This window comes from Kluyvera ascorbata (genome assembly GCF_023195735.1).
Taxonomy (GTDB): Bacteria; Pseudomonadota; Gammaproteobacteria; order Enterobacterales; family Enterobacteriaceae; genus Kluyvera; species Kluyvera ascorbata.
Map to the genome: position 1 here is coordinate 2,584,227 of NZ_CP096201.1, position 13,862 is coordinate 2,598,088.

The window sequence follows — 13,862 nt, forward strand, 5'->3', positions numbered from 1 at the left end:
CGAATGGAGATAAAAAAATAACCTACGAGATCCCCGTACTGAAAACAAGCCGCCAATGATGGTGTGGACCGCGGATAATCGCAGAGGGTATCAAACGCATAAAGTCACAATTTTTGTGTGACATTACAGAGTTTTATTCTTTATAATTCGCCGCGTCGCTATTATCCATCCGGGATAATAGGTTAATTAATTGAAAACAACTCTTTCCGGCATTTCAGGTGCTGAATGGGGCAAGAGGCTTAAAGATGTTCACTACGCTCGCGTATATTGCGCTTTTTTTGATCTGCTCATGGGGCATTTTCGAAATAGATAAACGCAGTCAATCGCTCTCCCGCTCTGTCTTCGTCGCCATTTTCATGGGTGCGATCCTTGGGCTCTCTCTTCACTTTATCTCTTCTGGCAGCAAAGCCACTATTATTGACTGGTACAGCGTCATTGGTAACGGGTATGTGAATTTATTAAAATTGGTCGCCATCCCGCTGATCTTTATTTCCATTCTGTCTGCCATTAATAAGCTCGAAAATAACGCGGGGATCGGCAAACTGTCCCTGACGATTGTCGCGTGTATGCTTGTGCTGGTGATGATCGCCGGGTTTATTGGCCTGACCACCGCCCACGTTATCGGGCTCAACGCCAGTACCTTCGGGCAGATGCAGTCCAGCTTAACGGCTGATGACGTCTCGAAAACGGCCGCCGTTTCATTGCCACAGCTCATCACATCGTTAATTCCAACCAACCTGTTCCTTGACCTGACCGGTGCAAGAAGCGTTTCGGTGATCGGGATTGTCATATTCACCCTGCTGGCAGGCGTTGCTCTACTGAAAGTGAAAAAAGAGGCACCAGAAGAAGGTGAAAAATTAAGCAGCGGGATTAACGCCATTCAATTCTGGGTAATGAAGATGGTGCGTATCGTTATTGCGCTCACGCCTTATGGCGTGCTGGCATTAATGGCAAAAGTGTTCTCCACCTATCAACTTGCGCAATTTACCAGCCTGCTCGGTTTTATTGTTGCCTGCTACCTGGCGGTGGCAATGATGTTTATTGTGCACGCTATTTTGCTGGTGCTGAGCGGTCATAATCCGCTGCGTTATTATAAAACCGTCTGGCCAGTGTTGACCTTTGCCTTTGTTTCCCGCAGCAGCGCGGCGGCCATTCCGCTGGCAATTACCGCGCAGGAGAAATTCGGCGTGCCGAGTACCATCGCCAATATCGCTGCTTCATTTGGTTCCAGCATGGGACAAAACGGCTGCGCGGGGATTTATCCGGCGATTATGGTTGCCATGATTGCGCCAACCCTGGGTATCGATCCGTTCTCCGTACATTTCTTATTGACCTTGCTACCTGCCATCGCGCTGGGTTCTATCGGCGTGGCAGGCGTTGGCGGCGGCGGAACGTTTGCCGCGCTGATTGTCCTCTCTACTCTTAATTTCCCGGTCGCGTTGGTCGGTATCTTTATTGCGATTGAACCGATTGTCGATATGGCACGTACGGCGCTGAACGTGAATGGTTCGATGATGTCTGGGGTTATTGCTACCCGAGTGTTGAATAAAAAAGAAACGGAGCAAGAAAAACCGATTTCCGTTAACTGATAAAACGCGCCTCAGTGCCCTGAACGCTGAGGCGCGTCAAACCGCTATTGATAAGCGACCGTTAATTTCATTTCTGCTGTTTTATCCGCGCGCATAAAATAGTGCGTCGTCAGTAGCAACCCAACCATGAACGGTATTTCATACAGTTCTTCCATCATATCGGCATAATGCAAATCGCGTACAAACAGCGGCGCCAGCAAGCGGTGATGTTCTACGGTATCCGATATTAAGAACGTGACCACCGTGACCGCCAGCAGCCAAAACGGTATCGATTGTTCCTTAACCCGTCGCTTAATTTCGCGGCGTAAGTGGCGTGAAAACAGCGACAGTAGCAGCGCGCCAATCAATATGACCGAGATAATTCTAAAAACGATATGCGGAGTCTGCGGAAAATAGACACGACCCCAACTGGTGCTTCGTCCCAGTAAAACCACCCACCACAGCGTGGCCCACAGCCAGAACTGCTTTTCGCCTTCGGGGCGCGAGAGCGGTCTGATATACCAGACGGTAAATACCGCACCAAACAATAGCCAGAGCGCCTGACCATTTTCAATCCAGGCCACCACTACACCGCCCAACAGCGGAACGTGCCAGTCCGCAGCAAAAGGAAATAGCACCGATAAACCAGCAAGCAATACGACGGAAACCGTCAAACGAGTATCAAATTTCATAACTAGTATTCATGAAAATAATGTAGAACTGATACTAATCAGAAATTTTTTCCCCTCGTTAGCATTGAATGCGATCTTCTTAAGGTTATCTTAATGTTCGCATAAAACGCGAAAAAAAGGCGGTTGAAAACAACCGCCCCATGCGCTCAACACGACACCTAGCGTAACAGCACTTTACCTATCAGGTACGTGGTGGCCTGCCCACCGATGTGAACGCGATCCCCCGCGAACTGACAACGTAACTCCCCGCCACGTTCAACTCCCTGATGCGCCAGCATGTGCGTTTTGCTGAGTTTTTCCGCCCAGTAGGGGATCAACATGCTATGCGCTGAACCTGTCACCGGATCTTCCGCAACGGCTTCGCCAGGACAGAAGAAACGGCTGACGAAATCGTAGGTTCCCTCACCTTTGGCGGTAACGCTGACCATTTTTCCCAGCGGGATCATGGCATGAATATCCGGACGCAGCGCCTCTACCTGCTGCTGATTTTCCAGCACAATCAGATAATCACGCGCTACGCGCGCTTCTTTGTAATCTGTTATCCCCAATGCTTCCAGTAATAACGCTGGGGGAACAACGGGTTCTGTTTTCCAGGCGGGAAAATCAAGCGTTAGCCATTCACCGTTGCGTGTCACCGTGAGTGGCCCGACAAATCGAGTATCGAAATGAATCGTCGCCTCGGGATAATCAAGATATTCAAAGATAACGTGCGCGGCGGCAAGGGTTGCATGCCCACAGAGATTTATCTCACCCTGAGTCGTAAACCAACGCAGCTCAAAACCATTATCATTGGTGACAAAATAGGCGGTTTCAGACTGGTTATGCTGCTTAGCCATGTTTAATAGCGTCTCATCCGGCAGCCATTCGGTAAGCGGGCAAACCGCAGCAGCATTGCCATCAAACGTAGCGGTAGCAAAGGCATCTACCATATAAAAATCAATTTGTTGCATAGCATTCACCTCAAATTTAGCGCGGGCATTTGTATCTTATCCAAACGAGGAACGACACAATTTCTTTTTTTTATGCACTCACCACCCTATCAGATCTCATTGTCGTCGCTCCAGACTTTCTCGCCTTTCAGTAAGTTATCTGATTTGATAGCACCAGGACTCTCCAACGTTAAAGGCTAACGCAGATGATTTTAAGCCACGCTTTCCAGGTGCCCTTTAGGGATGAAAATGTACGTCGGGCATTTGAGAAATGCTTATCAGGCAAAGCAAATTAGCGCAGCAATTTAGCCATCAGCTCAGGGAACATCGGCACATCAACGTGCAGCGAAAACGTCGAATTGATCGCCTTACGAGCAATTAAACCATCAATAAACGCAAACAGAATGATGGTCATTTCCTGCGGGTTAATGTCCGGTCGGAACTCGCCTGTGGCCATACCCTGCTCAATGATCGTCGCAAGACTTTGCCGCATGATGGTGTCGCTGGCGATAAAGGCTTCCTGTAGTTCAGCGTTGCGGGAGGATTCCGCCATAATTTCAACCCAGAGACGATGCGTCACTGGATAACCCACATCGCTGATACAGGACGCGACCTGTTGACAGAGACGGTCAAAATAGGTCCCCGGTGCGGCTTCTTTATGGGCAGACAGCGCGGAGTTTTGCTCCTCAAGAACGATAGCCCTTATCAGCTCATCCTTGCCTTTAAAGTAGGTGTACATTGCGCCCTGGCTGATACCTGCTCGGGTAGAAATCTCGCGCACGCTGGTCGCACTGAAGCCTTTTTCGGCAAAACAGGCTGCCGCGGCAGTAATCAGCTTATGGTACGTTTCGGTGTCCTTTGACATACATGACCTTTTGAATCACTCAATGGCCCAGACTTTACCGTCCTTTAAAGGTTGGAGCCAGCGTTAAGCACACCACGCTGGCTCTTGATCCTCCCCATTATTTCAGCAACGGTAAGCCGTTGAGCATGTTTTTAAGGTTCAGCATATCCCAGGGCATATGTTCGGCGAGCGTAAGCCCAACAGCCTCTGCTTTAGACGTCGCCAGATTAACGAGCATGAGTACTTCCTCAATGCTTAGCTTACCTTCAGCCACATCACCAAAGTCATGCGCACCGCGCCCCGGTTGAGCAAACAGAACGGAGCGGAAAAATGCGGGATCCAGAACGTCCAGATCGATATGAATCGCCAAATATTCGATTTTCTCTCGGTCTATCCATTCCAGCACCTCCTGTGCCCCATTTCTCACCGCTTCCGGGCTAGCGGTTGCGATATGATGTTGAGCCAGGTATTCGCTTTCGTAAGCCAGTGGATCATGAATACCAGCAATCATCACTTTTTCAGGAGAAAGCGTATTGGTGACGTGAGCCACTAAATCATTATCGCCCGTCCCCAATAGCGCTCCCAGCACATGCGCATGGGCATTAGGGTACTGCGCCGCCGTCTGGACGTCGGGATGAGAATCAATCCATAGCACGCCCAACTTATTGCCATATTGATTCAACAAATGCGCAAAAGGCGCGAGCGACACCAGACAATCGCCGCCCAATACCACAATGGCCTCAGGATTATGTTTTTCAATAAGCCCGGCAGCGTCATTCAGTTGACGGAGTATCTGCGCTTTCCCTCTGATACCATCAACTTCAGCCAGTGGAATACCATCAGGCAAAGCAACGGGCACTTCTTCAACCGGCCCGGTGGGTCTGGGGGCCAGGAAAGAGAGCAGAAGCGAGCCAAGATGGTAAGGCGGGTTGTTCCCTCCCTGCCATTGTGGGAATAACAGTCGAAGCGTTTTTCTGGACATTGTTTACCTACCGTTGGTATCGAGGATGGCGTCTGGTGACATTAACGCCACATAATGAATGAACGTTCATTCATTATGTGGCGAGTACAGAACAGATGCAAGCCAGAGAGCCTCCAGGATGAGACAGAAATGAGTTTGCGATTGTGTCCATGAGCATGCAGAAATGCGTTATACAGTGTACTCTGCCTGGATAACGCGCTTGTTGGCGATCGAATAGCATTTCTGAACCAGCGCATCGGCGGATATAACAGTGTCCTCCAGAGAAAGACGTATACTAGTTAACACATTGAACGTTCGGTGATTTTTCATGAAAAAACTGTTTGTGCAGTTTTACCTTTTACTGTTTGTCTGCTTTCTGGTCATGACCATGCTGGTTGGGCTGGTCTATAAGTTCACCGCCGAACGTGCTGGCCGCCAATCGCTCGACGATTTGATGAAAAGCTCTCTGTATCTGATGCGCAGCGAACTGCGAGAAATCCCGCCGCGCAACTGGAGCAAAACGCTAAACGAACTGGATCTCAATCTCTCGTTCGATTTGCGCATTGAGCCGCTCAGCAAGTTTCAGTTGGCTGAAAGCTCCATGCAGCATCTGCGGGCGGGCGATATTGTGGCGCTCGACGATCAGTACACCTTTATTCAGCGCATTCCGCGCAGCCACTACGTGCTGGCCGTCGGGCCGGTACCCTATCTGTACTTTATGCATGAAATGCGGCTGCTTGATATCGCTCTCATGGCGTTTATTGCTATTTCACTCGCCTTTCCTGTCCTTATCTGGATGCGTCCCCACTGGCAGGACATGCTACGACTAGAAAGTGCCGCCCAGCGCTTCGGTGAAGGTCATTTAGGCGAACGCATTCACTTTGACAGCATGTCCAGCTTCGAACGTCTTGGGGTCGCCTTTAACCAGATGGCTGATAACATCAATGCGCTCATTGCCAGCAAAAAGCAGCTGATTGACGGTATCGCCCACGAGCTACGTACACCGCTGGTGCGTCTGCGCTATCGCCTGGAGATGAGCGAAAACCTGACCGAGGCCGAATCGCTGGCGCTCAACCGCGATATCGGGCAGCTTGAAGCGCTGATCGAAGAGCTGCTGACCTACGCCCGCCTTGACCGCCCACAGACCGAACTCTCTCTGACATCGCCAGACCTGCCGCAGTGGATCACCGCGCACGTTGAAGATGTTCAGGCCGTCAACCCGCAGCGTGAAGTCACCGTTAATCAGATAACACCAGGGGATTACGGCGCGCTGGATATGCGCCTGATGGAGCGCGTGCTGGATAATTTGATTAATAACGCCATGCGCTACAGCCAGTCACAGATTCAGGTCAACCTGACGCGCAATGGCAGCCTGGCGTGTCTTCAGGTCGATGATGACGGCCCTGGCATTGCTGAAGGTGAGCGCGAGCGCGTATTTGAGCCGTTTGTTCGTCTCGACCCTAGCCGTGACCGGGCCACCGGCGGCTGTGGTTTAGGGCTGGCCATCGTTCACTCAATCGCCGTAGCTATGGGCGGACAGGCGCACTGCGACGTCAGCCCGTTGGGCGGCGCCCGATTCAGCCTGACGTGGCCTATCTACCACCACATTTCCCTGCCCGCGGCTAGCTGACCGCGGTTTGCACGGTGCCTGATTCTGGCTTATAGTTAGCGGCATGAATAGTATGTTGTAACTAATTAAGATGCGGAGAGCGAACCATGGCCAGCTACGACCTCGTGGAGCGGTTAACTGACACCTTTCGTCAGATAGAACGCCATCTGCTGGAGCTGCGCGATGAACTCTCCGACTGCCGCCTGCTCACCGCGCGAATATTTGAACTACCGGAAGTGAAAAAAACGGCCGAGCACGCCCCGCTCTCCCAGATTCAGGTCGTTCAGCATCTGGGGCAAACCGCCTTTGAAATGGCGCTGAAGCATTTTAACCATCTGTTTATTCAGCAGCAGTCTGAGAATCTCAGCAGCAAGGCGGCGGTGCGTCTTCCCGGCGCTATCTGTCTGCAGGCAACGACCGAACAGCATGAAGCGCTCATTGCTCGCGTACAGCACATCAATACGTTAAAGACGACGCTGGAACAGATAATCACCGTCGATTCCGGCCTGCCGCCAGTGGCGCGCTTTGAATGGGTGCACCGCTATATTCCCGGTTTGATTACCCTCAACGCCTACCGTTCACTCACCCTGCTCTCCGACCCAAGCACCATTCGTTTTGGCTGGGCGAACAAACATATCATCAAGAACTTAACTCGCGATGAGGTGCTGGCGCAGTTAGAAAAAAGCCTGAAATCTCCGCGCGCGGTACCGCCTTGGACGCGGGAACAATGGCAATCAAGGCTGGAGCGAGAATATCAGGATATTGCCGCGCTGCCGCAGCAGGCGAAGTTGAAAATTAAGCGTCCGGTGAAGGTGCAGCCGATTGCCCGCGTGTGGTACGCGGGTGAGCAAAAACAGGTGCAGTACGCCTGCCCCGGCCCGCTGATTGCGGTGATTTCCGGGCGTAACGGCGTCAGCGTGCCGGATCTTGGCGAACTGCTGAACTACGATGCCGATAACGTACAGCACCGGCACAAACCGGAAGCGCAGCCGCTTAAACTCATGATTGAGCGGCTGCACCTGTGGCTAGCGCCGGATTAAGCGCCGCTGACCTGACTGCCGACCATCTCTTCTGGCCGCACCCAGCGGTCAAACTCTTCGGCGCTGAGATAGCCTAAGGCCAGCGCCGCGTTCTTCAACGTCAGCCCCTCTTTATGCGCTTTCTTGGCAATCTCCGCCGCTTTGTCGTAGCCGATGTGGGTGTTCAGCGCCGTCACCAGCATTAGCGACTCATTAAGCAACTGATCGATACGTTCACGATTAGGCTCAATTCCCACCGCGCAGTGTTCGTTAAAGCTCTCCATGCCGTCAGCCAGCAGGCGCACGGACTGCAGCACGTTGTGGATAATCATCGGGCGATAAACGTTAAGCTCGAAGTTGCCGGACGCGCCGCCCATATTGACCGCCACATCGTTACCCATCACCTGGCAGCACAGCATCGTCATCGCTTCACACTGGGTCGGGTTTACTTTACCCGGCATGATGGAAGAACCCGGTTCGTTTTCCGGAATGGATAGCTCGCCGATGCCGCAGCGCGGGCCGGAAGCCAGCCAGCGCACGTCGTTGGCAATTTTCATCAGCGATGCCGCCAAGCTTTTCAGCGCGCCGTGCGTATGCACCAGCGCATCGCAGGTGGCTAATGCTTCAAATTTATTCGGCGCAGTGATAAATGGCTGCCCGGTCAACGATGCCAGTTCTTTGGCCACGCGAACCGCATATTCCGGGTGGGTATTTAACCCTGTTCCTACCGCGGTGCCGCCTAAGGCTAACTCGCTCAGGTGCGGCAGGCTGTGCTCAAGGTGGCGACGATTGTGCTCCAGCATCGCCACCCAGCCGGAAAACTCCTGGCCCAGCGTCAGCGGCGTGGCGTCCTGTAGGTGGGTGCGGCCAATTTTGACGATGTCACGGAAGCTTTCCGATTTCTGGCGCAGCGTCTCCTGCAATACCGCGAGCTGCGGCAGCAGATGCTCGCGCAACGCAATCATTGCCGCCACGTGCATCGCCGTGGGGAAGACGTCGTTCGAGCTTTGGCTTTTGTTCACGTCATCATTCGGGTGGATCTTACGCGACATGCCGCGCTCGCCGCCGAGCAGTTCGCTGGCGCGGTTAGCCAGCACCTCATTCATGTTCATATTGCTTTGGGTGCCGGAGCCGGTCTGCCAGATAGCCAGCGGAAACTCATCAGGATGCTGATCTTTCAGGACTTCATCGGCGGCCGCCATAATGGCATCGGCCTTTTCAGCCGCTAACAGACCTAAATCCAGGTTAACCTTAGCTGCCGCGCGCTTGGTCAGCGCCAGGGCATAAATCAGCGAAAGCGGCATTTTCTCGGTGGAGATACGAAAATGCTCCAGTGAGCGCTGGGTTTGCGCGCCCCACAGTTTGTCAGCGGGAACCTCAATCGGCCCCATAGAATCGCTTTCGCGGCGTGACGTTGTCATTACCTTCTCCTTGAATTCAAAGTGATTGTGAAGTGACATTGCTCTTGCGAAAAAGATAAGTATGGACGGAGAAACAAAAACCGCCCCGAAGGGCGGCAAAAGAGATTACTTCACGCAGCGGGCGCACTGCGACGCCTGAATCTGCTGGAAGAAGTCGTTGCCTTTGTCATCCACCAGGATAAACGCCGGGAAGTCTTCCACTTCAATTTTCCAGATGGCTTCCATACCCAGCTCCGGGTATTCCACGCATTCCAGACTCTTAATGCTGCTTTGCGCCAGTACCGCCGCCGGGCCTCCGATGCTGCCGAGGTAGAAGCCGCCGTGCTTGTGGCAGGCGTCGGTCACCTGCTGGCTACGGTTGCCTTTCGCCAGCATGATCATGCTACCGCCTTCCGACTGCAGCTGGTCGACGTAGGAGTCCATACGCCCCGCGGTGGTTGGGCCAAGGGAACCAGAGGCATAGCCTTCCGGCGTTTTCGCCGGGCCTGCGTAGTAGATCGGGTGATCTTTAATGTACTGCGGCAGCCCCTCGCCTTTGTCCATGCGCTCTTTCAGCTTGGCGTGCGCAATATCGCGACCCACGATGATAGTACCGCTCAACGACAGGCGCGTGGAGACCGGGTACTGGGACAGCTGCTTAAGGATGTCGCTCATCGGACGGTTCAGGTCAACCTTCACCGCTTCGCCTTCGCCCGCTTTACGCAGCGACTCCGGAATGTATTTGCCTGGGTTGTTTTCCAGTTTCTCAATCCAGATGCCGTGGCGGTTGATTTTGGCTTTGATGTTACGGTCAGCGGAGCAGGAAACGCCCATCCCGACCGGGCAGGACGCGCCGTGACGCGGCAGACGCACCACGCGGATATCGTGAGCGAAGTATTTGCCGCCGAACTGCGCGCCTAGCCCTAAATTCTGCGCTTCGACCAGCAGCTCTTTTTCAAGCTCAACGTCGCGGAATGCCTGGCCGTGCTCGTTACCTTCGGTTGGCAGACCGTCGTAGTACTTGGTCGACGCCAGCTTAACGGTTTTCAGCGTGGCTTCTGCCGAGGTACCGCCAATCACAAAGGCGATATGGTACGGTGGGCAAGCCGCGGTGCCAAGGGTACGCATCTTCTCAACCAGGTAATTTTTCAACTTAGCTGGGGTAATCAGCGCTTTGGTTTCCTGATAGAGGTAGGTTTTGTTCGCTGAGCCACCGCCTTTGGCGATGCACAGGAACTTATATTCGTCGCCATCGACGCTGTAGAGGTCAATCTGCGCAGGCAGGTTGGTGCCGGTGTTGACCTCTTTGTACATATCCAGCGGGGCGTTCTGCGAGTAGCGCAGGTTATCTTCGATAAACGTGTCGTAGACGCCGCGAGCCAGGGCCGCTTCATCGCCACCGCCGGTCCAGACGCGCTGGCCTTTTTTACCCATGATGATCGCGGTGCCGGTGTCCTGACAAGTTGGCAGGATACCTTTCGCCGCGATATCTGAGTTACGCAGGAACTGCAGCGCCACGTACTTGTCGTTTTCGCTGGCTTCCGGGTCGTTCAGAATATCGGCTACCTGCTGCTGGTGGGCGGGGCGAAGCATGAAGGAAGCATCGTGGAAGGCGTGTTTAGCAAGAAGCGTCAACGCTTGCGGGGCAACTTTGAGGACTTCCTGCCCTTCAAATTCTGCGACGGAAACGTAGTCTTTGCTTAACAGGTAATACTCGGTCTCATCCTTCTCTAACGGAAAAGGATCCTGATAATAGAAAGGTTTATTCGACATTGTACTCTCACTTACTGCTTTGATGATGTTATGAAGGGCAGTCTTTCCATTTGCCCAGGTTAAAAGCGAGTTACCCTATCGTACACAATTTTTTAACAAAAACTGAGACAAGTACGACTTTTTATTTCTACGGCATACGGCAGCGCATTTTTTTGCTTTAATACGACCCAAAGAATCCACATTGAAACAGGGCTTGATAATGCAAAAACTCATCAACTCAGTGCAAAACTATGCCTGGGGTAGCAAAACTGCGTTAACGGAACTCTACGGAATGGCCAATCCTGACGGTCTGCCAATGGCTGAACTCTGGATGGGCGCGCACCCGAAGAGCAGCTCAAAGATTACCGACAGCCACGGTGCCGTGCAGTCGCTACGCGACGTTATCGATGCCGATAAGACCGCGCTGCTGGGCGCTAACGTTGCCGCCCGTTTTGGCGAATTACCTTACCTGTTCAAGGTGCTTTGCGCCGCACAACCGCTCTCTATTCAGGTCCATCCGAGCAAAAAAGCAGCGGAAGTGGGTTTTGCAAAAGAAAACGCCGCCGGGATCCCGCTGGATGCTGCAGAGCGTAACTACAAAGATCCAAACCACAAGCCGGAGCTGGTGTTTGCGCTCACGCCGTTCCTGGCAATGAACGCTTTCCGCGAATTTGCGGAAATCGCTACGCTATTGCAGCCGGTTGTGGCTGCCAATCCGCTTATCGGTGAGTTTATCGCCCAGCCAAACGGCGAACGCCTGAGCGCGCTGTTCGCGGGCCTGCTGAATATGCAGGGTGATGAAAAAGCGCAGGCGCTGAAGGTGCTGCGCACAGCGCTGGAAACCCAGCAGGGTCTCGCCTGGGATGCCATTCGCCTGATTGCCGAATTCTATCCAGATGACAGCGGCCTCTTCTCTCCGCTGCTGCTCAACATCGTTCAACTCAACCCGGGTGATGCGATGTTCCTGTACGCCGAAACCCCGCACGCTTATCTGCGCGGTACCGGCCTTGAAGTGATGGCAAACTCCGATAACGTACTGCGTGCGGGTCTGACGCCGAAGTATATTGATATTCCGGAGCTGGTCGCTAACGTCAAATTCATCGCAAAACCGGCTAATGAGCTGCTGACCCAGCCTGAGCTGCGCGGCGATGAAATGGACTTCCCGATCCCGGTTGAAGATTTTGCTTTCTCCCTGCACGCTCTGGGCAACAACGCTGCAACGTTGACTCAGGACGGTGCCGCCATTCTGTTCTGCGTTGACGGCGAGTCTGTACTCAGTAAAAACGACCAGCGCCTGGTGCTGAAGCCCGGTGAGTCCGCGTTCGTCGCGGCGAATGAATCACCGATTCAAGTCAGCGGTAACGGTCGTTTAGCGCGTGTATATAATAAGTTAAAGTAAATACTGAAGTTTCAGGACAGGCTTGCTACTCTTTTGCATAGCCTTATGACTCAACCAGGCGGCTTTCCCGCCTGGTTTCATTTTTATGGATAAAATACTATGAAAAAAACGCTGGTTGCCGCAGGTATTATTGTCGCTTTAGGGGTGGTCTGGACAGGTGGAGCCTGGTACACGGGCAAACAACTGGAATCGCATATTGCGGATATGGTCTCTCAGGCGAACGCCCAGCTTAGGCTGAGCGCACCGGAAGCCGGTCTTGAGATTAGTTATCAGGACTACCAGCGTGGTGTTTTCAGCAGTCAACTGAAAATGGTGGTGAAGCCGCTGGCCGGCGCTGAAAATTCATGGTTAAAAGCAGGTCAGAGCGTGATTCTGGATGAGTCCGTTAGTCACGGTCCTATCCCACTGGCGTCGCTTAAATCCTTCAACCTTGCCCCGGCGATGGCAAGCGTGAACACCGTACTGGTTAACAATGAAGTGACTAAGCCGCTGTTCGACCTCGCCAAAGGGCAATCCCCGTTCGATATCAACACCCGCATCAGCTACAACGGCGACACAGAGTCCGCCATTGCGCTCAAACCGCTGGATTATGAAAAAGATGCCGAGAAGGTCACCTTTAGCGGCGGCGATTTCGTACTCTCTGCGGATAGCCAGGGCAGCCTGGTGTCGCTGACCGGTGAAGCCAAAAGCGGCCAGGTCAATGCGGTTAACGAATACAATCAGAAAGTTCAGTTCATCTTCAACGGCCTGAAAACCGACGGCTCCAGCAAGCTGACTTCATTTGATGAACGCATCGGCGATCAGACTCTCTCCCTGGAGCGCCTCGCGGTCTCTGTTGAAGGTAAAGATCTGGCCGAGTTAACCGGTATGCGTATTGCCGGGAAGTCTGCCCTGACGCCTGACGGAAAAAAAATTAACAGCCAGCTCGATTACACGCTGAATAACCTCAAGCTGCAGAATCAGGATTTCGGCAGCGGGCAGTTGACGCTGAAGGTTGACGGTATTGACGGCGTGGCAATGCATCAGTTCAGCCAGCAGTATCAGGCACAGACCCAGGCGCTGATGGCGCAGCCGGATCTGGCGCAAAACCCTGAGCTGTATCAGCAAAAAGCAGTCGACGCGCTGTTCAGCACTCTGCCACTTCTGCTGAAAGGCGAACCAGTTGTGACACTGTCACCGCTGAGCTGGAAAAATGCTAAAGGCGAAAGCTCTCTGAACCTCTCTCTGGCACTGAAAGACCCGGCACAGGCCACTGGTGAAGCCACCACGCTGGCGCAGCAGGTCGACCGCGGCGTGAAATCGCTGGATGCTAAACTGTCTATTCCAATGGATATGGCAACCGAGCTGATGAGTCAGGTCGCACGTCTGGAAGGCTATCAGCAGGAAGATGCCACTAAATTAGCTACGCAGCAGGTTCAGGGTCTGGCGGCGATGGGGCAGATGTTCCGTCTCACCACCACTCAGGACAACGCGATCAGCAGCAGCCTGCAGTACGCTGATGGGCAGGTGACGCTGAACGGGCAGAAAATGCCGCTGGAAGATTTTGTCGGGATGTTCGGTATGGCGGGCCTGGCCCAGCCGGAAGAACCCGCAACCATTCCTGCACCATAATCAAAAAAAGCGCCTTTTCAGGCGCTTTTTTATTACCGTAATCGGTGGTTTCATGCCCGACAGCGCTACGCTTATCAG

The 13,862-nt window shown here is 53.1% G+C and carries 11 protein-coding genes; 5 read left to right on the forward strand and 6 right to left on the reverse strand.

Annotation, left to right across the window (positions count from 1 at the left end):
• Window positions 1–245: 245 nt before the first annotated feature.
• On the forward strand, window positions 246–1,589 hold the full coding sequence (locus MY052_RS12220; RefSeq protein ID WP_248537055.1) for a cation:dicarboxylate symporter family transporter: 1,344 nt from the start codon (window positions 246–248) through the stop codon (window positions 1,587–1,589).
• A 44-nt stretch (window positions 1,590–1,633) separates the two neighbouring features.
• Here the strand turns inward: MY052_RS12220 and MY052_RS12225 are convergent, their stop codons facing one another.
• From MY052_RS12225 to MY052_RS12240, 4 genes are all read right to left on the reverse strand, one after another.
• Entirely contained in the window at window positions 1,634–2,260 is a 627-nt protein-coding gene (locus MY052_RS12225; RefSeq protein ID WP_248537056.1) for a hypothetical protein, read from the reverse strand.
• A gap of 158 nt (window positions 2,261–2,418) precedes the next feature.
• Window positions 2,419–3,210, reverse strand: a complete 792-nt coding sequence (locus tag MY052_RS12230; RefSeq protein WP_248537057.1) for a PhzF family phenazine biosynthesis protein — start codon at window positions 3,208–3,210, stop codon at window positions 2,419–2,421.
• Window positions 3,211–3,481: 271 nt separating this feature from the next.
• Window positions 3,482–4,054, reverse strand: a complete 573-nt coding sequence (locus MY052_RS12235; protein ID WP_248537058.1) for a TetR/AcrR family transcriptional regulator — start codon at window positions 4,052–4,054, stop codon at window positions 3,482–3,484.
• Between the two features lie 97 nt (window positions 4,055–4,151).
• Window positions 4,152–5,015: an arginase family protein gene (locus tag MY052_RS12240; protein ID WP_248537059.1), complete on the reverse strand. Its 864-nt coding sequence runs from the start codon at window positions 5,013–5,015 to the stop codon at window positions 4,152–4,154.
• Between the two features lie 307 nt (window positions 5,016–5,322).
• Here MY052_RS12240 and rstB point away from each other — a divergent pair, with 307 nt between their 5' ends.
• A complete protein-coding gene (gene rstB / locus MY052_RS12245) occupies window positions 5,323–6,624 on the forward strand; it encodes a two-component system sensor histidine kinase RstB (protein ID WP_202215765.1) in 1,302 nt (433 codons plus the stop codon).
• Window positions 6,625–6,710: 86 nt separating this feature from the next.
• Window positions 6,711–7,643 (forward strand): DNA replication terminus site-binding protein, encoded by a 933-nt coding sequence (gene tus, locus MY052_RS12250; protein ID WP_248537060.1) that lies wholly within the window; start codon window positions 6,711–6,713, stop codon window positions 7,641–7,643.
• Here the strand turns inward: tus and fumC are convergent.
• Window positions 7,640–9,043, reverse strand: a complete 1,404-nt coding sequence (gene fumC / locus MY052_RS12255; RefSeq protein ID WP_248537061.1) for a class II fumarate hydratase — start codon at window positions 9,041–9,043, stop codon at window positions 7,640–7,642. The two genes, tus and fumC, sit on opposite strands and share 4 nt — an antisense overlap.
• 105 nt (window positions 9,044–9,148) lie before the next feature.
• Window positions 9,149–10,795 carry a class I fumarate hydratase FumA gene (gene fumA, locus MY052_RS12260; RefSeq protein ID WP_248537062.1) on the reverse strand — a complete coding sequence of 549 codons (1,647 nt, stop codon included), beginning with the start codon at window positions 10,793–10,795 and terminating at the stop codon, window positions 9,149–9,151.
• 199 nt (window positions 10,796–10,994) lie between these two features.
• Between fumA and manA the strand changes: the two genes are divergently transcribed.
• Window positions 10,995–12,173, forward strand: coding sequence for a mannose-6-phosphate isomerase (manA, locus tag MY052_RS12265; RefSeq protein ID WP_202215768.1), 1,179 nt, complete (start codon window positions 10,995–10,997; stop codon window positions 12,171–12,173).
• 99 nt (window positions 12,174–12,272) lie between these two features.
• Window positions 12,273–13,784, forward strand: a complete 1,512-nt coding sequence (locus tag MY052_RS12270) for a YdgA family protein (RefSeq protein ID WP_248537063.1) — start codon at window positions 12,273–12,275, stop codon at window positions 13,782–13,784.
• Window positions 13,785–13,862: the final 78 nt, after the last annotated feature.